Origin of the sequence: Nonomuraea sp. NPDC052129, from assembly GCF_040680095.1 — a bacterium.
Taxonomy (GTDB): Bacteria; Actinomycetota; Actinomycetes; order Streptosporangiales; family Streptosporangiaceae; genus Nonomuraea.
The window spans coordinates 411,324-437,198 of sequence record NZ_JBFAVX010000002.1; the positions used below are offsets into that span (position 1 = coordinate 411,324).

Genomic DNA, 25,875 nt, shown 5'->3' on the forward strand with positions numbered 1-25,875 from the left:
ATCGCGTGGCGAATATCGTGAACCCAGGGCGTCCGGACGGCATAGGCGAGCGACTTGCGGCACTGCGCAGGTGGAACAACGCGACCACTCCAGAGACGATCACCACGGTCGCCGACCTGTTCACCGCACAGGTACACCGCACTCCCCACGCCCTCGCGGTGGTGGCGCCCGGCGCCCGCCTCACGTACGCCGAGCTGAGTGCGCACGTCTTCCAGCTCGCGCACCACCTGCGCGGTCGCGGGCTGGGGGCGGAGGACGTCGTCGCGGTGTCCACGCCCCGCTCCGCGGAGCTGGTCGTCGCCGTGCTGGCGGTCATGGTCGCGGGCGGCGCCTTCGTACCGGTCGAGCCGTCCTGGCCCGCGGAACGCCGAGCCAAGGTACGCGCCGAGGCCGGGGCGGGCCTGGTCATCGCCGCCCCCGGCATGGAGACCGGTGACTCCGTCATAGAGGTGGACCTCGGCACCTGGCGCTACGGCGGCGAACCCGTCGAGCCGCCGCCGCTGCCGCCCATCAGCGGGGCACGGCTCGCGTACGTGATGTTCACCTCCGGCTCCACGGGCATGCCCAAGGGCGCGATGATCCGGCACGAGGCGATCAGCACCCGGCTGCTGTGGCAGGTCGAGGAGATCCTCGGGTTCGGGCCGGGGAACGCGTCGCTGTTCAAGGCGCCGCTGTCGTTCGACATCTCGGTCAACGAGATCCTGTTGCCGCTCGTCTCCGGTGGTTACGTGGTCGTCGCCGAGCCCGGTGGCGAACGCGACCCGCAATACCTGCTGGACCTGATCGCGCGGGAGCGGGTGACGTTCGTCTATCTGGTGTCGTCGATGCTCGACACCCTGCTGGAGATGGCCGACGGGACCTCGCTGCTGTCCGGGCTCAAGCACGTCTGGTGCGGCGGTGAGGTGCTCACCCCGGAGCTGTTCGATCGGTTCCGGAGCCGGCTGTCCACCACCCTCTACCACGGCTACGGTCCGGCCGAGGCGACCATCGGCGTCTCGCACGTCATCTACCGGGACACCGCCGAGCGCATCGCGACCTCGATCGGCCGCCCCAACCCGCACACGCAGCTCTACGTGCTCGACGACCGGCTGGAGCCGCTGCCCGTGGGTGCGGTCGGAGAGTTGTACGCGGCGGGGTTCCTGCTCGGGCGCGGGTACATCAACGCCCCCGCGCTGACCGGCTCCCGGTTCGTGGCCAACCCGTTCGGCGACGGGGGTTCCCGGATGTACCGCACCGGCGACCTCGCGCGCTGGAACGCCGACGGCTCCCTGGAGTTCGTGGGGCGGGCGGACAACCAGGTGAAGATCCGCGGCATGCGGCTGGAGCCGGAGGAAGTGGAGGCCGTGCTGGCCACCTACCCGGGGGTCCGGCAGGCGGCCGTCACCGTGGGTACGAACGCGGCGGGCGTACGGCACCTCATCGGGTACGTGACCTCCCACGACGACCTTCCGGCGGCGGAACTACGGCGCTGGTGCGCCGACCGGTTGCCCGAGTACATGGTGCCGAGCGCCTTCGTCGTCCTGGACCACTTCCCGGTCACCGCCAACGGCAAGGTGGACCGCCGAGCACTGCCGGAGCCGGAGGATGGTCGCCGCGCCCAGCCGGAGTCGGGCCGCGGTGTGGGCGCGGGCCAGTCGCGGGAACGCGCTCTCTGCGAGATCTTCGCGCGGGTCCTAGGCCTCGACGAGGTGGGGGCCGATGAGGACTTCTTCGCGCTGGGCGGTGACAGCATCGTCGCGATCGGCGTCGTCCGGCAGGCGCGGCGCGCGGGACTCGTGGTGCGGGCGTGCGACCTGTTCGCCCATCCCACCCCCGCCGCGTTGGCGGTCACGGTGACCGAGGTCGCCCCGACCTCAGGGCCCACCACCGGTGCCGTCGGGGAGGTGCCCGCGACCCCGATCACCGAGTGGCTCCAGGCCACCGGCCCATCGATGGACGGGTTCATCCAGTCGATGACGGTCCGCACGCCCGCCGGCATGACGGCCGAACAGCTCGAACGCGTCGTCGACGCCATACTCGCCACCCACGACCTGCTACGGGCACGGACAGACGGCGCCTCCCCCTGGACCCTGTCGGTCCAGCCGGTGGGCTCACCCCGGGCGGCACAGCTGATCACCCGCGTGGACGTGACCGGCCCGGCGCAGGCGGCGGCCGTCCCGGACGGCGAGATCGCACCGGCGGCGCGGCTCGACCTCGTGGTGGATCGTGAGATCACGGCGGCGGCGCGGCGGTTGGATCCGGTCGGCGGCCGGATGGTCGATCTGGTGTGGCTGGATGCCGGGCCGCACGCGCAGGGCCGGCTCGTGGTGGTGATCCATCACGTGATCGTGGACGGGGTGTCGCTCCGCGTGCTCCTGGAGGACCTCGGTCACGCATGGGCGGCGGTACGCGACGGGCAGGCGGTGTCGCTGCCCGGCGTACCCACCTCATTCAGGCAGTGGGCGACCCTGCTGCGCGAACGTACCCGCGCGGGTGAGTTCGCCGCCGACGAGGCGTACTGGCTGCGGGCCGCGGCCACGCCGGACCCGATGCTGGGGGAGCGGCCCCTGGACCCGAGCCGTGACGTGGTGGCCGCCGAGGAGTCGCTGACGGTCACGGTCCCTTCGCCCGTGGCCGCTCGCCTGCTCGGCCCGGTGCCCGCGGCCGTTCACGGCGGCGTGCACGACGTGCTGGTCGCGGCGGCGGCGATCGCCCTGGGCCGGTGGCGGGCCGGACACCGTCCGGACGCCGGTTCCGTGGTGCTGCTGGAGCTGGAGGGGCACGGGCGTGAGGAAGACGCCGTGGGGGACGTCGATCTCTCCCGTACCTTCGGCTGGTTCACCACGCTCTTCCCTGCCGTACTCGATCCGGGCTCGGCCCACGCCGCGTACGGCGACGCGGTGAAGGCGGTCAAGGAGCAGCTCCGCGCGGTCCCTGGGCGCGGGCTGAGTTACGGCGCTCTGCGTTATCTCGGCGACCAGCCTCGTCCCGACCTGGCGGTGGCGCCGCAGGTGCTGTTCCATTACCTCGGGCGGTTCGCGGCCGGGTCCACCGAGGCGTGGGCGGCCGTCGGTGACACCGAGGTCGTGGTCGAGCGGCGTGACCCGCGAATGCCGCTGCCGCGCGTACTGGAGATCAACTCGGTCGCCGTGGACACGGCCGACGGGCCGGTGCTGGAGACGCGGTTCAGCTGGCCCGGCGGTGTGCTCGACGCCGGACGGGTGCGAGCGCTGGCCGATCTGTGGACCGAAGTGCTCACCGGCATCGCCACGAGCGAGACGGTCGCCGGGCACACCCCCTCGGACTTCCCCCTCCTCGCCCTGGAGCCCGGCGACGTGGCCGCCATCGAGGCCGCGGCACCGGAACTGCGGGAAGTGCTTCCCCTGTCGCCGCTGCAGCTCGGCCTCTACTTCCACGCCACCTTCTCCCGCGACGCCGACCCGTACGTCGTCCAGCAGACCATCGAGCTGACCGGCCCGCTCGACGGCGACCGGTTGCGGCGGGCGGCGGACCGGCTGATCGACCGGTATCCCAACCTGGGCGCGGCCTTCCGTACTGTCGGGGATGGGCGGGTCGTGTCCGTGATCGCGGGCCGTCCGCGGGTGCCGTGGCGGGTGGAGGATCTCACCGGCGCCGAGGACGTCGCAGCGCGGGTGGCCGCCATCGCCGCGGCGGAGCGGTCCGCGCCGTTCGATCTAGGTCGGCCTCCGTCCATGAGGTACGCGCTGCTCAGGCTCGGCGAGCGACGGCACGTGCTGATCCACACCGTGCACCACATCCTGGCCGATGGCTGGTCGGTGCCGCTGCTCCTGCGCGAGCTGCTGGCGCTCTACGAGGCCGGGGGACGGTCCGAGGCGTTGCCCGCGCCCGCGCGGTACCGGGAATTCCTGCGGATGCTGGCCGCGCAGGACCCTGACGTGGCGACCGAGGCATGGGCGGACGTCCTGGCTGACGTGCCGGAGCCGACCAGGCTCGCCGACACGCTGGGCGCCCCCCAAGAAACCGGGCTCGCCGACGAGGGTGGCGAGGGGTTCGGGCGGGTCGAGTGGGAGTTGCCCGCGGATGTCGGCGACCGGGTGCGTGACTGGGCGCGGGAGCACGGGCTGACGGTCGGCGCCGTCATCGCCGCCGCTTGGGGGATCCTCGTCGGGCGGTTGGCCGGTCGGTCCGACGTGACGTTCGGCTCGACCGTGTCCGGCCGCGGGGCGGCCGACGTCGCGGGCATCGACTCCATGGTCGGGCTGCTGATCAACACCGTTCCGGCGCGGGTACGGTGGGTGCCCGGGGACTCCCTCGCCACCGTGGTACGGCGCTTCGCTCGCGACCGGCGTGAGGTGGTGGAGCACGAACACGTCTCGCTGGCCCGGCTGCAGCGGCGGCTGGGCGTGCCGGAGCTGTTCGACACGCTGGTGGTCATCGAGAACTACCCGGCCGAGCCCACCCCGGCGGGCGAGGTACAGATCGCGGCGGTGCACACCGTCGAGGCGCCGCACTACCCGGTGACCCTGATGGCCAAGCCGGGTGCGCGGATCGCCGTCACGCTGACCCACGACCGGCGGGTGGTCGGGGCGGATGCCGCGGTCCGGCTGGCCCGCCAGTACGAGATGGTGCTGACCGCCCTCGCCGACGACTCCGAGCGGGCCTGCGAGCGGCTGGCGCTGGTGAGCGAGGAGGAGCGCGAGCGGCTGACGGCCGTCGGCTCCGGTGCCCCGGCTCGGGTGGGCAGCACGGTGGTGGGGCTGTTCGCGCGGCAGGTGGCCGAGTACCCGGAGCGTACGGCCGTCGTCTGTGGGGAGCGCGTGCTCACCTACGCTGAGCTGGACGATCGCGCCCGGAGAGTCGGCCGGACGCTGACCCGGGCGGGGGTGCGGCGCGGCGACGTGGTCGCGGTGGCGACGAGCCGTTCGGCGGACATGGCCGTGGCTCTACTTGCCGTCATGCGCGCCGGGGCCGCCTACCTTCCGGTCGATCCCGGCTATCCGGCGGCCCGGATCGAGTTCATGCTCGGGGACGCGCGTCCGGTGTGCGTACTCACCGATGAGGCGAGCGCCAGGTCGCTGCCACCGCACGACCTGCCGACGCTCACCGTACGAGCCGCCGCCGACGCCATCGCCGACACAGACGTCACTGCTGACGGGACTGGCGACAAACTTGGTGACGGGACTGATGACGGGTCCGGCAACGAGACCCGTGACGAGACCGGGGCGGGCCCGAGGGATGCCGTTTCGGTTGTGTACACCTCCGGCTCGACGGGTCGGCCGAAGGCGGTCGTCGGGACGCAGGAGGCGCTCGCCAACCGGCTGGCCTGGGCCGCTCAGGAGTGGGAGTCCGGCGTCCGGGTGGCGAAGAGCTCGCTGAGCTTCATCGACGGCACCACGGAGTTGCTCGGCGGCCTGGTCGCCGGGGCCACGACGGTCATCGCCGACGCCACCGAGGCCACCGACGGCGCCGCGCTGGCGCGGCTCGTCGAGCGGTCCGGGGCGACCCAGCTGCTCGCCGTGCCCAGCCTGGCCGGTGCGCTGGCGGACACGGAACCGGTGCGGCTCAATGCGCTCAGACGCTGGATCTGCAGCGGGGAACCCCTCGATCTGGCCTGCGTGAACGCGCTCCGGCAGGCGTCCCCCGGTGCCCGGATCGTCAACTCCTACGGTTCTTCCGAGGTGGCGGGTGACGTACTCCAGGGCGAGGTCGAACCGGCGGGGCCGGTGACGCTGGGCAGGCCCGTGCCCGGGGCGCGGGTCTACCTGCTGGATGCCGCTCTCGACCTCGTTCCGGCCGGTGCCGTCGGGGAGATTTATGTCGGCGGGGTTCAGCTCGCTCTCGGGTACCTGAGCCAGGGCGGCGTGACGGCCACCCGCTTCGTGGCCGACCCGTACACCGACGGCGCCCGGCTCTACCGCACCGGCGACCTCGGCAGGTGGACGGCTGACGGCCGGGTCGAGTTCCTGGGCCGGGCCGACGACCAGGTGAAGATCACCGGATATCGGATCGAACCGGGTGAACTCGAGGCCGCCCTGATGCGCCGCCCAGGCGTGGCCGACGCCGTGGTCGCCGTACGCACCACCGGCAAAAGCACGCGTTCCCTGCACGCGTACGTGGTGCCCGCCCCGGGCGAGGAGCTCGACCCCAACGCCCTTCGCGCGACCCTGCGCGCCGAGCTGCCGGGCTACCTGGTCCCCGCGACCGTGACCGTCCTGGACCGCCTGCCGACCCTGCCCAACGGCAAGCGGGACCGCCGGGCACTGCCAGACCCCGAGCCCATTGCCAGAGGCGGACTGCCGCGCACCGCCAGGGAGGCGCTGGTCCGCCGGCACTTCGGTACGGTGCTCGGCCTCGACGGCATCGGTGTCCACGACGACTTCTTCGCCGCCGGGGGAGACAGCATCCTCGCCATCCGCGTCGTCAGCCTGCTCGCCAATGACGGGATCGAGCTGACCACGGAGGACGTCTTCCGCCTGCGCACCCCCTCCGCCATTGAGGCGCACCTGGCGGGCAGCGAACCGGCGGCCCAACCGGTCTGGGCTCAACTGGACCCGGCCGAGCTGACGACCGTGTCGCTGACGCGGGCCGAGATCGACCATGTTGTGGCGAACAGCCCGGTTCCGGTGGCCGACATCTGGGCGGTCTCGCCCCTCCAGGAGGGCGTCTACTACCAGGCGGCCTACTCCGAGGGCGCCGGCACCTACATCGCGCAGAACGTGTTCGACTTCGACCACCGGCTCGACGTCGAGGCCATGACCACGGCGTTCGCGGCGCTGCTGCGGCGCCATCCCACGCTGCGGGCCGGGTTCACCGGCGACGGTGTGCCCGGTGTCGTGCAGTACATCGGCGCCGAGGTCCCGGCCGAGGCCACGGTCGTGGACCTGTCCACCGGAGCGGAGACGGACCGGGCGGACGCCATTGCGGAGCTGATGCGGTCCGACCGGGAGGAGCCGTTCGACCTCAGTCGGCCGCCCATGGTCCGGCTGACCGTCATCCGCCTCCCCGGCGGCCGGGACCGGTTGCTGCTGACCGCCCACTTCCTGCTCTGGGACGGCTGGTCGCGCGAGCTGGTGCTGCGTGAGCTGTTCGCGCTGTACGAGTCCCGAGGCGAGCGCGGCGCGTTGCCGCCCACCCAGGCGGCGTTCACCGACCACCTCGCCTGGATCGCCGCCCGTGACCGCGACGCCTCCACCGCCGCCTGGGCCGCCGTGCTCGCCGACGTCTCCGGGCCGACCATCCTGGTCCCGGAGGCGGTCGGCCGGGAGCCGATTCCGTCCGAACGCGTCCTGGCCGCGCTCCCGGCCGAGGTGACGACCCGGCTGGGGGAGCAGGCCCGGCGCGGCGGCGTAACGCTCAACTCGCTGCTGACCGCCGCGCTCGGCCTCCTCCTCGGGTACGAGACCGGGCGCACCGACGTCGTGTTCGGCACGACGGTCGCGGGCCGACCAGCAGGGCTGCCCGGGATCGAGAACGTGATCGGCCTGTTCCTCAACACTGTCCCGGCCCGGGTGACGGCCTCGCCCGACATGACGGTGATCGAGCTGGCGCGCCAGGCCCAGGAGGACCGCATCCGGCTGGCGCCGCACGAATACCTGGGGCTCGGCGACATTCAGCGCGCCGCCGGTCAGGAACAGCTCTTCGACACCCTGTACGTCCTGCAGAACTTCCTGTCCGACACCACCTTCACCGACCTGGAACGCGAGCAGGGCATCGTCGGAGTGGAGTACGTCGACACCACCCACTACCCCTACACCTGGGTGCTGACCCCCGGCGCCAACCTGCGGATCAAGCTCGAATACCGGCCCGACGCGGTGACGGAGGCGGATGCGCGGCGGCTGGTCCGGCGCTTCAGGCGGCTGCTGGAGTCGCTCGCCGACGGCCTGTCGGTCCAGGCGGGCGCGCTCGATCCGCTGCTCGACGAGGAGCGCGCCGAGCTGGCCGGGCAGTGGGCGGCCACGGAGCACCCGATCGGCGAGGCGACCATCGCCGACCTGCTCGCCGAGCGGGCCGGGAGTTGCCCGGACGAGGTCGCCCTGGTGTTCGGGGAGCTGTCACTGACTTACGCCCAGCTGGACGGCCGGATCAACCGCTGCGCCCGGCTGCTGCTGGCCAAGGGCGCGGGACCAGGTCGGATCGTGGCGCTGGGGCTGCCGCGCGGCGTCGAGATGGTGGTCGCGCTGTTCGCCGTCCTGCGTACGGGCGCCGCCTATCTCCCGCTGGACCTCGATCACCCGGTGAACCGGCTCGCCGAGATGCTCGACGACGCGCGGCCGGGGCTGCTGGTGTGCGCCGACGCGGGCACACCGCTGGCCGAGCGGCAGCGGCGGCTGGGCGGAGAGTGCCTGGTGCTCGATGGCGAGCCGGCCACACCGCCCGCACTCTCGCTGAGCAGCCTCGACGTGCCGTCCTCGCAGCCACTGAGCGACGCCGAGCTGGGGGCGTTCGCCGGTACGGTTCCGGGCAGGCTGGAGCATCCGGCGTACGTCATCTACACCTCCGGCTCCACAGGCCGCCCCAAGGGCGTGGTCACTCCGTACCGGGGCCTGACCAACATGCAGCTCAATCACCGGGCCGAGATCTTCGACCCGGCCGTCGCCCGCGCGCGGAGCGCCGGACGGGAGCGGCTGCGCATCGCGCACACGGTGTCGTTCTCCTTCGACATGTCGTGGGAGGAGCTGCTGTGGCTCGTCGAGGGCCACGAGGTGCACATCTGCGACGAGGAGCTGCGCCGGGACGCCGCCGCGCTGACCGCCTACTGCCGCGCGAACCGCATCGACGTGATCAACGTGACCCCCACGTATGCCCACCACCTGTTCGAGGAGGGGCTGCTCGACCGGGACGGGCACCCGCCCCGCCTGGTGCTGCTGGGCGGCGAGGCGGTCAGCGAGGCCGTCTGGGACAGGCTGAGCGAGCCGGACGGCGCCGAGGGCTACAACCTGTACGGCCCGACCGAGTACACGATCAACACCCTGGGCGCGGGCACGCGCGACAGCGCCACCCCGACCGTGGGCCGGCCCATCTGGAACACCCGCGCGTACGTGCTGGACGCCTGGCTGCGCCCGGTCCACCCCGGCGTGCTCGGCGAGCTCTACGTGACGGGCGCCGGGCTCGCGCACGGCTACCTGCACGCGCCGGGCCTGACCGCGTCGCGGTTCGTGGCGGATCCGTTCGTGCCGGGCGGGCGCATGTACCGGACCGGGGACCTCGTACGGCAGCGCCCGGACGGCAACCTCGACTTCCTCGGCCGGGTCGACGACCAGGTGAAGATCCGCGGCTACCGGGTCGAGCTCGGCGAGGTGGAGTCGGCGCTGGCCGCGCTGCCCCAGGTCCGGCAGGCCGCGGTCATCGCCCGTACCGACTCGGCGGTGACCGGCCTGAAGAAGCTGGTCGCGTACGTGGTGCCGACGAACGGGTCCGAGGGGGCCGCCTTAGTCGCGGACTTGCGAGCCGCGCTGGCCGAGCGGTTGCCCGGCTACATGGTCCCCGCGCTGTACGGCGTCGTCGGCGAGCTGCCGCTGACCGTCAACGGCAAGCTCGACGTCGCCGCGCTGCCCGAGCCCGTGGCACCTGTCAGCGGCGGCGACCGGCCACGCGACGACCGCGAGCGAACCCTGTGCGGCATCTACGCCGAGGTGCTCGGCCTGCCGGAGGTCGGCATCGACGACGACTTCTTCGCCCTCGGCGGCGACAGCATCTCCTCGATCGCCGTGACCGGCCGCGCGCGCAAGGCGGGCCTGCACCTCACTCCGCGCGACGTCTTCCGCCGCCGCACCGTACGGGCGCTCGCCGCGGTCGCGCCCCAGGCCGCTCCGAGCGTCGGGCCACGGGACAACGGCGAAGGTACGGTCGCGCTCACCCCGATGCTCGTCGAGACCATGCGAGCGGAGACGCCGCTGGAGCACTTCTACCAGTCGATGGTCTTCCGCACCCCGTCGGACATGACCCGCACGCAGCTGGAACGCGTGCTTCAGGCCGTCGGCGAACGCCACGACCTGCTGCGGGCCCGGCTCGACCGCCACGGCGACGCCGAATGGGTGCTGTCGGTGCCGCCACCGGAGGCATTCAGTGCGGCGGACGCGCTCACCCAGTCCGTCCTCGGGGACGTGGAGGAGGCCACCCGGCAGGCCGCCGACCTGCTCGACCCGGATCGCGGCATCATGTTGCGGGCAGTCTGGTTCGCCTCCGAGCCGGAGTCGGAGCCGGGTCGCCTGCTGCTGGTCATCCACCACCTGGTGATCGACGGCGTCTCCTGGCGGGTGCTCGCCGACGACCTCGCGCGGGCCTGGACGGAGGTACGGGCGGGCCGCGAGCCCGTGCCCGACGAGGTGCCGACCTCCTTCCGTACCTGGTCGAAGCTGGTCGAAGAGGCGACCGCGCGGGGTACGTTCCGCGACGAGCTCGATCACTGGCGGGCCGTCCTCGCCACCCAGGACCCTTTGCTGGGTACGCGCCCGCTCGACCCCGCGACCGACACGGCCGCGACCGTGGAGTCGCTGACGGTCTCGCTGCCCGGCGAGGTGAGCGCCGCCCTGCTGTCGGCCGTGCCCGCCGCGATGCACGGCGGCGTCAACGACGTCCTGCTGACCGGTTTCGCCGCCGCGCTCGCCCATTGGCGCGGCGACACGGCCGGCTCGGCCGTGGTCCTCAGCCTGGAGAGCCACGGCCGCGACGCCCTCGACGGTGTGGACCTGTCCCGTACGGTCGGCTGGTTCACCGCCATCTACCCCGTACGCCTCGACCCCGGACCGTTGAGCTGGGCGGAGGTCACCGAGGCGGGGCCCGCTCTGGCGGCGGCGGCGAAGCGGGTCAAGGAGCAGCTCCGCGCCGTACCCCGGCAGGGCCTGGGCTACGGGATCCTGCGCTATCTGGACGGCGAGGCGGACCTTCGGGGCGAACCGCCGCAGATGCTGTTCAACTACCTGGGACGGTTCGCCGCCGACGAGGGCGAGGACTGGGCGGCGGCCGGCGCGCTGCGCGAAGGCGTCCACCCGAACAATCCCGCGATGGGGCTGGAGATCAACGCGCTGGCCCGGGACGGGCGGGCGGGCACCGTGTTCTCGGCCACGCTGTCCTGGCCGTCCGGCGTCATGACGGCCGGTGAGGTGGGCGAGCTGGCGGAGCTGTGGATGGCCGCGCTGACCGCCCTGACCCGGTGCGCCGAGCTCGCCGGGCGTACTCCCTCCGACTTCCCGCTGGTCGAGCTGACCCAGGGTGACGTGGACCGGCTCGCGCCGGACGGCGTGCAGGACATCCTCCCGCTGCTGCCGTTGCAGGAGGGCATGTACTTCCACGCGTCCTTCGCCGAGGACCAGACCGACACGTACATCGTGCAGCAGGTGGCCGAGCTGTCCGGCCCGGTCGACCGGACGGCGTTGCGCCGCGCCGTGGAAGCGGTGGTCCACCGCCACGACGCCCTGCGCGCCTGCTTCCGGGATGTGGCCGACGGCCGGGTGGTCCAGGTGATCGCCGGCGCCGTGGACGTGCCGTGGCGCGAGGTGGACCTGACCGGTCTCGACGCGGCGGCGGCGAGCGAGCGGCTGGCCGAGGTCACGGCCGCCGAGCTGGCCGAGCCCTTCGACCTGTCGGCCGCGCCCCTGCTGCGTTACACGCTGGTCTCGCTCGGTCCCACCGAACATCGGCTCGTGGAGACCATGCACCACATCCTCGCCGACGGCTGGTCGTACCCGCTGGTGTTCGGCGACCTGCTGGAGTCCTACGAGCGCGGCCGGTTCGGAAGCGGGTACGAGCTGCCCGCCCCGGCGGTGACGTTCCGCGACCATGTCGAGGCGGTGGCCGCCCTGGACCGGGTACGGGCCCGCGAAGTGTGGGCCCGCGCGCTGTCCGGCATCGGCTCCGCCACCCGCCTGGTCGGCGCGGCAGAGGGACAGAAGGTGTCCCGGCACGACAGCGTCCATGTCGCGCTGTCCGCCGAACGCACGGACGCCCTCGTCGAGGCCGCCCGCGAGCAGGGGGTGACTCTCAGTACGTTCGTGCACGGGGCCTGGGGTCTGCTGCTCGGCAGGCTGCTCGGGCGGGAGCGGGTGGTTTTCGGCTCCACGGTGTCGGGGCGGGGCGGAGAGCTGCCCGGCGTCGAGTCGATCGTCGGCCTTCTGATCAACACCGTCCCGGTGCCGATGTCCTGGGGTCCCGGTGACACGCTGCGGGAGGTGCTCGCCCGGCTGCAGGAGCAGCAGACGGACCTGCTGGACGTTCAGCAGGTGGGGCTCGGGGATCTCGCCGCCGTGGCGGGGGTCCGGGAGTTCTTCGACACGATGGTGGTGGTGGAGAACTTCCCCGCTGTGCGGGCCGGGGTGCGGGATGGGCTGAGCGTGCTGGGGTTCACCGGCACTGATGCGCCGCATTACCCGGTCTCGCTGGTGGCCTTTCCTGGGGAGCGGCTGACGCTGGAGATCAAGTACGACGTCGAGCTGGTTGGGGAACGGGCGGCCCGTCGGCTGCTCGACCAGGTGGGACGTGTCCTCGACCAGTTGGCCACCGCGCCGAGCACGCCGGTCTCGCGGCTGGACGTGCTGGTGGCGGACGGTTTGACGCTCGCCGACGCGTACGCCGCCGCACCGGTCCGGCCGGGGTCCATCGCCGTCACCTCGGGCGGCACAACGCTCACGCACGCCGAACTGGACGCGGCCGCCAACCGGCTGGCCCGCGCGCTGGCCGTCGGCGGCGTACGGGCGGAGTCGCGGGTCGCCGTCGCGCTGCCCCGCTCGGCGGACCTCGTTGTCGCCCTGCTCGCGGTCGTGAAGGCGGGCGGCTGCTACGTGCCGCTGGACATCAGTGCCCCGGCCGGACGGCTGAGCCACATCCTCGCCGACTCGGCCCCCGTATGCCTGATCACTGACAGCGCGACGCTGGACTCGCTGCCCCCCGTCACGGTGCCGGTCATGCTGCTGGACGACCCGCACGTCCTCGCGGGCCACCCCGCCGCCCCGCCGCCCCGTGTCCCGCCGGCGGCGGACAATGCGGCGTACGTCATCTACACCTCGGGTTCGACGGGCCTGCCCAAGGGTGTGGCGGTGACCCATCGCAACGTGCTGTCGCTGTTCGCGGCGGCCGGGGAGCTGTTCGATTTCGGTCCCTCTGATGTGTGGACCATGTTTCACTCGTACGCGTTCGACTTCTCGGTGTGGGAGCTGTGGGGCGCGCTGCTGCACGGCGGTCGCCTGGTCGTCGTCGACCGCGACGTGGCCCGCGACCCGCGCCGCTTCCTGGCACTGCTGGGACGCGAACGCGTGACCGTACTGAACCAGACGCCGTCCGCGTTCTACCCGCTGATGGAGGCCGAACGGGAGCGGCCGGGCGAGCTCGCGCTGCGGTACGTGGTGTTCGGCGGCGAGGCGCTGGACCTCGCGCGTTTGGCGCCCTGGTATCAGGGTCACGCGGACGGTGCGCCGCGCCTGGTGAACATGTACGGGATCACCGAGACCTGTGTACACGTGTCGTTCCGTGCGCTGACCTCGGCCGACGCTGAAGACGCGAGCGGCGACAGCGTCGTCGGCGGGCCGCTGCCCGGTCTCGGCGTACACCTGCTCGACGGCCGTCTCCAGCCGGTCCCGCCGGGCGTCACCGGCGAGATCTACGTCGCGGGCGATCAGCTCGCCCGCGGCTACCTCGATCGCCCCGGCCTGACCGCCGAGCGGTTCGTGGCACACACCGGCGGCGCCCGCCTCTACCGCAGCGGCGACCTCGCGCGGTGGACTCCCGACGGCGACCTGGTCTACGTGGGCCGCTCCGACCAGCAGGTCAAGATACGGGGATACCGCATCGAACCCGGCGAGATCGAGTCCGCGCTGCTCACGCTGGACGGCGTCGTGAACGCGGCCGTCACCGTGCGGGAAGACGAGCCGGGACGGCGGCGGCTGGTGGCGTACCTGGTCGTGCGGAACGGGGCGCGTCTCGGTGCCGCCGAGGCCCACGCCCACCTGGCCGAGAGGCTGCCCGGCTACATGATCCCCTCGGCGTTCGTCCCGCTCGACGCGCTGCCACTCACGGTGAACGGCAAGCTCGACCGCACTGCCCTGCCCGCCCCTTCGCCCGCTCGGGCCGCCGTCGTTGGCGACACCGGGGGGCCGCCTGTGGCTATGTTGCGGGCGCTGTACGCGGAGGTTCTGCGGCTGGACGGTGTGGGCCCCGACGACGACTTCTTCGTGCTGGGGGGTGACAGCATCATCGCCATCCAGCTGGTCAACCTGGCTCGGCGCCGGTCATTGCGGCTGTCCCCCCGGGACGTGTTCGTCCACCGCACTCCGGCCGCGCTTGCTGGGGCGGTCGGCCACGGTGGCGCGGACGCCGGCCCCGGCCGGGCGCCGGACGAGCTCGCGTCCGGATCTGGGCGGGCGCCGGACGAGGTCGTACCCAACGGGGTAGGCGAGGTCATGCTGATGCCGATCGTGCATCGGCTGGCCGAGTTGGGCGGGCGGATCTCCCGGCTGAACCAATCCGAGCTGCTGTTCACCCCACCGGGCGCGACCCACGAGCAGGTCGTCGCGCTGATCCACGCGCTCGTCAGGCGTCACGACGCGCTCCGGCTGCGGCTGCACCGGCCGTCTCCGCTGCTCTGGTCCCTGGAGGTCCGCCCGGCCGCCGACATCCCCGGTCCCAGTGGTGCCTCCGATCCCGCCGTGACCTCGGTCGACGCGGTGGGTCTCGACGAGGACGCCCTACGCGCCCTGGTCGCCGCCGAGTCCGACGCCGCCGCCGATCGGCTGGACCCCGACGGCGGTCACGTACTGCGGGCGGTGTGGTTCGATCGGGGGCCCGAGCATCAGGGCAGGCTGCTGCTCGTCGCGCACCACCTGGTGGTCGACGGGGTCTCGTGGCGGATCCTGACCGACGACCTGCGGCAGGGCTGGGAGGCTGTGAGCACCGGGCGCCGCGTCCGGCTCGAACCGGTTGGCACGTCCCTGCGCGCCTTCGCACGGTCCATCACTGAGAACGCCATCCAGGCGGCCCGGCTCGCCGAGTTCGAGCACTGGACGACGACCCTGGCACCGGGCGGCGAACTCGACCCGTCAACCTCGGCCATTAGCCTGACAGCAGGCCAAACCCGGGACCACGTCGTGCATCTGCCCCCCGAGGTGGCCGCACCGCTGCTGACCACCGCGTCGGCCGTCCCCGTCGCCGATGTGACCGCTGTGCTCGTTGCCGCGCTGCACCTCGCCGTTTCGCGCTGGCGTGCGGCGCGTGGCGGTGAGTCCGGGGCGCCGCTGGTGATCGACCTGGAGCGGCACGGGCGCGAGCAGATCGCGGACGGAGACGACCTGTCCAGGACTGTGGGGTGGTTCACCGCCATCGCCCCCGTACGCCTGCCCGCCGTTACCGGTGGCCCCCGAGACGTACTCGGCGACGTGGATCAGGCACTGCGAGCCGCCCCGGACCGGGGCTTGGGGTACGGGCAGTTGCGTTACTGCAACGCCCGCACCGCGCCCGCGCTCGCCCGGCTGGGAACACCCCAGTTGCTCTTCAACTACCTCGGCCGATTCCCTGCCGGGGGATCCGGCGACTGGGATTCCGCACCAGAGGCGACGGCGCTGCGAGTACACCCGGACCCCGACCTGGGCACCCCGTACCTGCTGGAGATCAACGTCGCCTGCCACGACACGGCGGCGGGGCCGGAGCTGCACGCGGTGTTCACCTACGCGGACGGCGGGCTCGCCGCGGCCGACGTGGACACGCTCGCCGACGGCTGGGTGACGGCCGCCCGCGAGCTGGCCGCCGCGTCCTCCGGTTCCGCGTCCTCCGGGCCGGGTGGGACGGACCGGTCCGCCCGGCCCACCCCGGTCACCCACCCCACCCTCACCCCCGATGAGATCGACCGGGTGGTCGCCGCGGCCCCGATCCACGTACAGGACATCTGGCCCCTGTCGCCGCTTCAAGAGGGCCTGTACTTCCAGGCGGGCTACGCGGGTGACGCCGACGTTTACGTTGCGCAGAACGCGTTCGACTTCGCCGGGCGGCTCGACGTCGCGGCCCTCCGCCGCGCTTACGCCGCCGTGCTCGACCGGCACGCGGCCATGCGGCTCGGCTTCACCGCCGAGGGCACGACCCGGCCCGTCGCCCTCGTCGGGACCGCGCTGGACAGCTCGGTCGACGTGGTTGACCTGTCGGACGTGGCCGCCGGCGACTCGGAAGTGGTCTACGGCGACTCGGGTGCGGCCGACGACGGCTTGGGGGCGGTCGACGATGACCGGCTCCGGGTGCTGATGGAGGAGGATCGTCGGCGGCCGTTCGACCTGGCCCGGCCGCCGCTGTGTCGCCTGACCGTGGTCCGGCTGCCCGGCGGGCGCGACCGGCTGCTGCTCACGTACCACCTGCTGCTGTGGGACGGATGGTCGCGGGAGCTGGTGCTGCGCGAGCTGTTCGGCCAGTACGCCCTCGCCCGCGACGACCGCCCGACCCCAGAGACCGCCGAACAGACGGCGACGTCCACCGATCACCCCGCCCTGCCGCCAACCGAGCAGACGGCGACGTTCATCGACTACCTTGCCTGGGTGGGGCGGCAGGACACGGACGCGTCCGCGCGGGCGTGGGCGCGGGCGCTCGCCGGGGTCGAGGAGCCGACCATCCTGTTCCCGGCGGCCGTAGGGACCGCGCCGGTGCTGGCCACCAGCCTGTCATTCCGGTTGACCCGGGAGCAGACCGGGCGCGTCACCGACCGGGCGCGCCGTGGCGGGGTGACGCTCAATGCGCTGCTCAGTACGGCGCTGGCGATGGTGCTGAGTCATGCCTCCGGCCGTCAGGAGGCCGTGTTCGGGACGACCGTCGCCGGACGGCCGACCGAGCTGGACGGCATCGACTCGGTGATCGGGGTCTTCCTCAACACCGTTCCGGTCCATGTCCGGCTGGCTCCGGGCGAGCCCGCGCTGGAGGTCATGCGGCGGGTGCAGGCCGACCGCGTGGAGATGATGCCGCACGAGTACCTCGGCCTGGGCGATATCCAGCGCGCGGCCGGCCATGACCAGCTCTTCGACAGCCTGTACGTCCTGCAGAACTTCCTCGACGACGACACCTTCACCGACCTGGAGCACGAGCACGGCATCGTCGGCGTGCGGAGCGTGGACGCCACGCACTACCCGCTCACCTGGGTGGCCACGCCGGGGGCGCGGCTGGCGGTGCGGCTGGAGTACCGCGCCGATGTGGTCGCGCCGGAGCAGGCGCGAGCGCTGCTGTCCCGGCTGGAGCAGGTACTGCTCCACCTCTCCGAGCACCCCGCCACGACCGTGGCCGACGTGCCCGTCATCCTCCCGTACGAGCGCGCGGCGCTGGAGACCGAATGGGACGCCGTCACCCATCCCATCGGTGCTGCGACCATTGCGGAGCTGATGGAAGCCCAGGCTCGGCGAACACCGGACGCCGTCGCGCTCACCTCAGGCGCGCGGACACTGACCTATGCCGAGCTCGACGCGCGGGTGAACCAGCTCGCGCGCCTGCTGCTCGACCGGGGAGCGGGCCCCGAGCGGATCATCGCGCTGGCCGTGCCCCGGTCCATCGACATGGTGGCCGCGTTGTTCGCCGTTCTCCGCACCGGGGCCGCCTACCTTCCCCTCGAACTGGACCATCCCGACGAACGCCTGCTGGCGATGCTGGCCGACGCCGGGCCGGTCCTGCTGGTCACCACCGAAGCGGTGGCGCCCCGGCTCGCCTCCCATCCCGTGCCGGTGCTGTGCCTGGACGGCGCCGGCGGGCGTACCGGATCGGCGGACCCGATCGAGGACCACGAGCTGGGCGACTTCGCGCCCGGCAGTCCGGGACGGCTCGACCACCCGGCGTACGTCATCTACACCTCCGGCTCCACCGGGCGGCCGAAGGGCGTGATCACGCCGTACCGCGGGCTGACGAACATGCAGCTCAACCACCGCGAGGCCATCTTCGCCCCCACGATCGCGGCCGCCGGGAACCGGATCCTCACGATCGCGCACACGGTCTCGTTCTCCTTCGACATGTCGTGGGAGGAGCTGCTGTGGCTGGTCGAGGGCCATCACGTGCACATCTGCGACGAGGAGCTGCGCCGCGACGCTCGCGCGCTCGTCGCGTACTGCGATCGACACCGCGTCGACGTCGTCAACGTGACCCCGACCTACGCCCAGCACCTGCTCGACCAGGGTCTGCTTGACGGCGCACGGTATGGGGGGCCGCCCGGTTCGTACCGTCCGGCTCTGGTGCTGCTCGGTGGCGAAGCGGTGCCGCAGACGTTGTGGAACGCGCTGAGCGAGGCCGAGGGGGTGGCGGGCTACAACCTGTACGGTCCGACCGAGTACACGATCAACACCCTCGGCGCGGGCACCGAGGACAGCGCGGGCACCACGGTCGGCCGGCCCATCTGGAACACCCGAGGCTACGTGCTGGACGCCGCTCTACGCCCGGTGCCCGTGGGCGTGCCCGGCGAGCTGTACATCAGCGGGGCGGGGCTGGCACGTGGATACCTCGACCGGTACGCGTTGACCGCCTCGCGGTTCGTGGCGGATCCGTTCGTGCCCGGTGGGCGGATGTACCGGACGGGCGACCTGGTGCGTGCCCGTGCCGACGGGAACCTCGACTTCCTGGGCCGTACTGACGATCAGGTCAAGATCCGCGGTTATCGGGTGGAACCGGCGGAGGTCGAGGCTGCCGTGACGGCACGGCCGGGCGTGCACCAGAGCGCGGTGCTCGCGGTTCCCGATCCGTCGGGTGGCAAACGGTTGGTGGCCTATGTCGTTCCCGAGGAGCCCGGTGACGAGGACTCGCTGCTTGTGGCCGTCCATCGCGAGCTGAAGTCGGCGCTGCCCGGGTACATGGTGCCGTCGGCCTTCGCGGTCGTGGAGGCGCTGCCGCTGACGATCAACGGCAAGCTGGACACCGCCGCGCTGCCCGCACCGCGGTCGCTGCCGTCGAGTTCGAGGGCGCCGGCGGGTGAGCTGGAACGGCGGCTGTGCGAACTGTTCGGCGAGGTCCTCGGCGATCTCGGCGGGTTCGGCGCTGAGGACGACTTCTTCGACCGGGGCGGGCACTCCCTGCTCGCCATCCAGCTGTTCGGGCTGGTGCGTGCGGCTTTGGGCGTCGAGCTGTCGTTGCGCGACTTGTTCGACACGCGAACACCCGCGCGCCTGGCCGCCCGTCTCGCCGACCGAGCCGGGACCGAACCCCCCGAGCTCACCTCCCGCCCGCGGCAGGAGCGCCCACCGCTGTCGGCCGCCCAGGAACGGCTCTGGCTGCTCCAGCAACTGGACCCCACCTCGACGGCGTACAACTACCCGCTGCTCGTCCGTCTCCGCGGATCCGTCGACCACGACGCCCTCCGGGCCGCGCTCGGAGACGTCGTGGCGCGGCACGAGGTGCTGCGAATGCTGGTCACGGTCATGGACGACCAGCCGTTCCAGGACGTACTCGACCCGTCCCCGATCGAAGTCGCGGTCGTGGACTGCCCGGCCGCCGAGACCGGGAGCGTGGTGTCGGCGGCGGTGGCCCGACCCTTCGACCTGGCCGCGGACCCGCCGTTGCGGGTCGCCCTGATCCAAGAGCAGGACACCGGGGACAGCGTGCTGGCCCTGATCCTGCACCACATCGCCATGGACGAATGGTCCGACCGGCCGCTGCTGCGCGACCTCGACACCGCCTACGCCGCACGGCGGGCCGGTCATGCCCCGCAGTGGGAGCCGCTGCCGGTGCAGTACGCGGACTATGCCCTGTGGCAGCGCGAACTGCTCGGCGACCCCGGAAATCCGGCCAGCAGGCACGCCGCCGAGCGGACCTACTGGCAGGAGCGCCTGCGCGGCCTACCGGACGAGATCCCCCTCCCCGCCGACCGGCCCCGGCAGGCACGCGCCGCCCGCCGGGCCGGTCAAGTGTCCGCGCCGCTCTCGCCGGGGTTGATCGACCCGTTGCGGGAGCTGGGCAGTGCCGAGTCGGCGAGTCTGTTCATGGTGCTGCACGCCGCACTGGCTACCTTGCTGCACCGCCTCGGCGCGGGTGCCGACGTCCCGATCGGCAGCCCGACCTCGGGGCGCGCCGACGCGGTGCTGAACGACCTGGTCGGCTTCTTCGTCAACACCGTAGTACTTCGCGCCGACCTTTCCGGCTCGCCGTCCTTCACCGAGCTGTTGCGCCGGGTGCGCGAGACCGACCTGGCCGCGTTCGAGCACGCCAACGTGCCCTTCCAGCAGGTCGTCGAGGTGGTCAATCCGGTACGCGAACAGGGCCGCAACCCGTTGTTCCAGGTAATGATCGGCTTCCTGCACCGGCCGACCGGCCACGAGGCCGCTCTGGGCCTGCCCACGGGCGACACGCCCTCATATCTCTCCGATCCGAAAGTCGACCTGAACTTCACCTTCGTCGACGCCGGCCCGCGACAGCCGGTCGAACTCACTCTGGAGTACGACGCCGCACGCTTCCACGATGGCACCGCGCGGCGCCTGCTCGACCGCCTCATCGTGCTGCTCGGCGAGCTCACCGTCCGGCCGGAACAGCCGGTCGGCACGATCCCGGTACTCGCCGCGGGCGACCTCGACGACCTCGCCAGGTGGCGGTCAGGCGGGCCGGTGGAACGGGGTGACCTGTCCTGGTACGCGCGGTTCTCCGCACGCGCGAAGGCGGTGCCCGACGCGGATGCCTGCGTGTCGGGCGGTCGGACGATGAGCTACGCCGAGCTCGACGCGGCCTCGAACGCGTTCGCCGCCAGGCTCGCCGACCTCGGCGCCGGTCCGGAGAGCCTGGTCGGGCTCGCCCTGCCGCGCTCGGCCGATCTGCTGGTGGCGGTGCTGGGAGTCGCCAAGGCGGGGGCCGCGTACCTGCCGCTCGATCCCGCGTTCCCGGCCGACCGCCTGCGCTTCATGATCGATGACGCCCGGCCCGCAGTCGTGGTCATCGACGAGCACTCGCGTGAGCTGTTCCCCGTCCTGCCTGACGGCACGTCGCTTATCGACCTCGGCCGGGGACAGGCGGACGTGGAACCCTTCCACCCCGTCTCACCCGATCTGGACGCCGCCGCGTACGTCATCTACACCTCGGGATCCACCGGCAGGCCGAAGGGCGTGGTGGTCACCCATCGCGATCTGGAGACGTTCCTGGCCGCCGTGACCGCCGCCGCGCCGATCGGCGACTCCGATCGCCTGCTCGCCGTGACCACCCTGTCCTTCGACATCTCCGTACTCGAGCTGATGGCGCCCCTACGCGCCGGCGGATGCGTGGTGATGGCCACGGAGGAGCAGGTACGCGACCCGCAACTGCTCGCCGCGCTGGCCGAGGCCGAACAGGTCACGGTCATGCAGGCGACCCCGTCCCTGTGGTCGGCGTTGACACAGTCACCTGGCGCCGACCTCGGCGGCGTGCGGGCGCTGGTCGGCGGCGAGGCGCTCCCGCCCTCGCTGGCCCGGGAGCTGGCGGCCAGAGCCCGGAGCGTGACGAATCTGTACGGACCCACGGAGGCGACCGTCTGGGCGACATTCGCCGCCGTGGATACCGGCTGGTGCGACCACCCCACGATCGGCCGTCCCCTGCCGGGCACCACGGTCCACCTCCTGGACGCGGCCCTGTGCCCGGTGCCTCCCGGTGCCGTCGGTGAGCTGTATCTCGGCGGGGCTCAGGTCACCAGGGGTTACCTGGGCCGCCACGGTCTCACCGCGTCCCGGTTCGTCGCCGATCCGTACACGCACGGCGCCCGCCTCTACCGCACCGGCGACCTCGCCCGCTGGACCGGTGATGGCTCGCTGGAGTTCCTGGGCCGCTCGGACCAGCAGGTCAAGGTGCGCGGCTTCCGCATCGAGCCGGGCGAGATCGAGTCGGTCGTGGCCGGGCATCCCGCGGTCCGGCAGGCCGCGGTGGCCGTCCGCCAGGACGCGCAGGGCGAAACCCGCATCCTCGCGTATGTCACCACCAGCGACGGCTCATCGGCGCCACCGCTGCGGGAGTACCTCGCCCAGCGCCTGCCGTCGTACATGGTCCCCTCGGTCGTGACGGTAGTCGACGAGCTGCCGCTCACCCCGAACGGCAAGGTGGACCGCGCGGCCCTGCCGGACGTCGACTTCGCCCGGCTGACCACCCCCGCCGCGCCGCGCTCGCGTACCGAGGCGGCCGTCTGCGCCGTCATCGCGGAGGTACTTGGACTCGACTCGGTCGGCGTGGACGACGACTTCTTCGTCCTCGGCGGCCACTCCCTGCTGCTGGTACGGCTGGCCGCGGCCCTGCGCCGGGAACTCGGCGCCGACCTCCCGGTAGCGGAGCTGTTCACGACACCCACGGCCGCCACCCTCGCCCAGCGCATCGCCGACGCGGCCCCTGCCGGGACCGTCGGCGAGGCCGTGTCCATCGGCGAGGCTGGGCCTGTCGGTGACGCCGCACATGCCGGCGACCCCGCGACCGCCGGCGACGCGATGGCTCCGCTGCTGCTCCTGCGGGCAGGCGGCACCCGGCCACCGCTGTTCTGCCTGCCGCCCGCCAGCGGCCTGAGCTGGCAGTTCGCCGGGCTCAAGCGCTACCTGCCCGAGGACGTACCCCTCTATGGGCTGCAGTCGCCCCTCCTGGGCCGTACTACCGACCTGCCGGCGACGATGCCCGAGCTGGTCGAGGAGTACGCCGGGCTGATCGACCGGACCGCGCCCGAGGGGCCCGTCAGCCTGCTCGGCTGGTCGTTCGGCGGTGCGGTCGCCCACCAGGTGGCGGTACGCCTGGCGGCCGGCGGGCGCGAGGTCATGTTCCTCGGCATGCTCGACACGCATAAGGACTTCGCCGAGAGGCCCGAAGGCGCATGGGGCCGGCCGGTGGCGATCGCCGACCTGCTGAGCGAGATGGGCTGCCAGGTGCCGGAAGGGCGGCGGGCCACGCTGTCGATCGCCGACGCGGTCGGGTTCGTCCGGGATCTGGGCGGCGGCGTGGCCGCGCTGGAGGACGCCCACATCGCTCGGGTGGTGGAGAATTACCTGGCCAGCGACCGCCTGATGGAGCGGGCCGAGTACGGCGTCTTCCCCGGAGACGTGGTCTTCGTCGACGCGACCGTACCGGAGCAGGGGTTCGTGGGGACGGCCTCCGAGCAGTGGAGCGGGTACGTCGGGGGAGAGCTACGGACGTTCGCCGTCGAGTGCGGGCATTCCGAACTGCTGGACACCCGCACTCTGGAGACCCTGGGCCCGCTGATCGCCCGCCACCTCACCCGGTGAGGCCGTGCGAGGGCCGGGTGGGAGCCGAGGTGGGAGCCGGGTGAGGACCGGTCAGGTGACGTTGGACAGGTCGGTGATCGCGGTCGACGGCTTCATGTCGGCCGCGTTCGCCAGCTGGGGCACGAGCACGTCGAGCGCGTAGAGCAGCGCGTCCGGCCCGCTGTACGACAACGCGCCCCCGAGCGGAGTGGAGAAGTCCGTATAAATGGTCCGGTCGGTCTTGACCACGTTCAGCCGGGAGAAGACCGGCGAGGAGGTCATCTTCGCCTTGGTCGAGCCGTTGACGAACAGCACGTCCTTGTCGAGCAGGTCCAGCCGCTCCTCGCTGATGTCGCCGCTCTGGCTCTGGGCGGCGAAGCCGAGCGCGTCGAACAGCGCGCGGCGCGGGTCGCGGCCCGGGATCAGGTAGTGCTGCCCGTTCTCGGGACCGTAGTCCACCACCAGAACCTTCCCGGCGAACTCGGGATGCGCCTGCTTCGCCGCGGCGATCTTGCCGTTGACCTTGTCGACGAGCGCCTGCGCCTGCGCGGACTTGCCCAGTGCCTTACCCGTGGTGAGCGTCTGGACGTCCCACGGCGTCTGCTCGTCCGGGTACGCGCTGGACTGAATCACCGTGGGGGCGATCTGCGAGAGCTTGTCGTACGTCTGCTTGTTGATCGTCTCGTAGATCGCGATGATCAGGTCGGGCCGCTGCTTGATGATGGCCTCAAAGTTGATCTCCGCCGAGAACGTGGGCAACGGCTTGCCGCCCAGCGCCGTCTTGACCCACGGATAGCCGAGGTATTCCTCGAACCACTCCCGCGTGCTCACCGGCACGACGCCGAGGGCGAGGGCGTAGTCCTGGTCGTTCCACCCGACGGTGACCACCCGGGTGGGCCGCGACTTGATCGTGGTGGACCCGAACTTGTGGTCGATGGACACGGGGAAGGCCGGATCGGCCGCCGCCGTGGGCTTCGGGGCCTGCGCGGAGCTCGAACACGAGATCAGCGAACCCACCATGAGGACGCACGCCACGGCGATCGCCGCGGCTCGCCAGGGACGGATGGTGCCGGGAGGAGTCATCTGAGTTCCTTGTCTCTGTGCTCTCCGGCGTCTCGGTGACCGCTGGCCGGGGGGTTGCACAGGCGGGAGTCGATGGGTGTACTTAGGATAGCATTACCTAACTTTTACCGACTCTTCGGAGGGCATGGACATGCAGCGCACCCTGCTCGGCGGAAAGATCCACAGGGCCACCGTGACCCAGGCCGACCTGCACTACGTCGGCTCGATCACGATCGACAGAGTCCTCATGGACGCGGCCGACCTCGTCGAGGGCGAGCAGGTCCACGTCGTCGACATCACCAACGGCTCCCGGCTGACGACCTACGTCATCGAAGGGCCGGCGGGCTCGGGGGTGATCGGCATCAACGGCGCGGCCGCCCACCTCGTGTCCCCGGATGACCTCGTCATCATCATGAGCTACCGGCAGGTGGACGAGAGCGAGGTCAAGTCGTACGTCCCGTCCGTCGTCCACGTTGACGGGCGCAATCGGATCGTTGATCTCGGATCCGACCCGTCCGCCCCGGTGCCGGGCTCCCTCGACCAGAAGCCGGGCTCAACGGTTGGTTGAGCAAGTGAATGGATCTTGATCGGCCGGCCCTCGCTGAGCGGGTCACCGTCAGGCGGGCAGTCGCCGGCCGGTGGCCGCCGAGAAGAGGCGTTCCTTGCCCGGCAGGATGCGCAGCCGGACCCGTTCGCCCTTGGCCGGGGGCATGTTGGGGTCGACGCGGGCGATGACGGTCTGTCCGAGGCGGACCGGGTCGGTCGTGTCGGCGTACTGGCCGTAGAGGAAGGCGTCCGAGCCGAGTTCCTCCACGACGGTGACGGTGACCGGGAAGCTGCCCGGCGTGCCCTCGCCCACCACCTCGACGCCCTCCGGCCGGAAGCCCAGGATGACGCGGTCGCCGCCCTCCTCCTTGAGCGCCTGGATCGTCTCGCGGCTCAGCCGTACCCGCGTGTCGTCCAGGATCGCCTCGTCGCCCTCGACCGGGTACTCGGCGAGGTTCATCGACGGCGAGCCGATGAAGCCGGCCACGAAGACGTTGGCCGGGTGCTGGTAGAGCCGCAACGGCGTGTCGACCTGCTGGAGCACGCCGTCCTTGAGTACGGCGACCCGGTCGCCCATCGTCATGGCCTCGACCTGGTCGTGGGTGACGTAGACGGTCGTCACGCCGAGCCTGCGCTGCAGGGCGGCGATCTGGGTACGGGTCTGCACACGGAGCTTGGCGTCCAGGTTGGACAGAGGCTCGTCCATGAGGAACACCTTCGGCTCGCGGACGATCGCCCGGCCCATGGCCACGCGTTGCCGCTGCCCGCCGGAGAGCGCCTTGGGCTTGCGGTCGAGGAACTCGGTCAGGTCCAGCAGGCCCGCGGCCTCCTTGACCCGGCGGTCGATCTCCTCCTTGGGCGCCTTCATCACCCGCAGCGCGAAGCCCATGTTGTCGGCCACCGACATGTGCGGATAGAGCGCGTAGTTCTGGAACACCATCGCGATGTCCCGGTCACGCGGCGCCAGGTGGGTGACGTCACGGTCACCGATGGAGATGCGCCCCCCGTCGACCCGTTCCAGCCCGGCGAGCATGCGCAGTGAGGTGGACTTCCCGCACCCCGACGGACCGACGAGGACCAGGAACTCACCGTCATGGATGTCGAGGTCGAGCGCGTCGACCGCGGGCCGCTCGGTTCCGGGATAGACCCTGGTCGCCTCATCGTAAAGAACTCTGGACATGATCTC

The 25,875-nt window shown here is 72.0% G+C and carries 4 protein-coding genes; 2 read left to right on the forward strand and 2 right to left on the reverse strand.

The genetic code is table 11. From position 1 onward, the window contains the following. The first annotated feature begins 5 nt into the window (after positions 1 to 5). On the forward strand, positions 6 to 23,102 hold the full coding sequence (locus AB0L53_RS06750; RefSeq protein WP_363991368.1) for a non-ribosomal peptide synthase/polyketide synthase: 23,097 nt from the start codon (positions 6 to 8) through the stop codon (positions 23,100 to 23,102). Between the two features lie 51 nt (positions 23,103 to 23,153). On the opposite strand, the gene AB0L53_RS06755 is transcribed toward AB0L53_RS06750, so the two are convergent. Further along, positions 23,154 to 24,164: an ABC transporter substrate-binding protein gene (locus AB0L53_RS06755; protein WP_363991371.1), complete on the reverse strand. Its 1,011-nt coding sequence runs from the start codon at positions 24,162 to 24,164 to the stop codon at positions 23,154 to 23,156. Positions 24,165 to 24,294: 130 nt separating this feature from the next. Here AB0L53_RS06755 and panD point away from each other — a divergent pair, with 130 nt between their 5' ends. After that, positions 24,295 to 24,711, forward strand: coding sequence for an aspartate 1-decarboxylase (gene panD, locus AB0L53_RS06760; protein WP_363991374.1), 417 nt, complete (start codon positions 24,295 to 24,297; stop codon positions 24,709 to 24,711). Positions 24,712 to 24,759: 48 nt separating this feature from the next. On the opposite strand, the gene ugpC is transcribed toward panD, so the two are convergent. Then, the gene (gene ugpC, locus AB0L53_RS06765; protein WP_363991377.1) at positions 24,760 to 25,869 is read right to left on the reverse strand and encodes a sn-glycerol-3-phosphate ABC transporter ATP-binding protein UgpC; all 1,110 of its coding nucleotides are present in this window, start codon (positions 25,867 to 25,869) and stop codon (positions 24,760 to 24,762) included. Between the last annotated feature and the right edge of the window lie 6 nt (positions 25,870 to 25,875).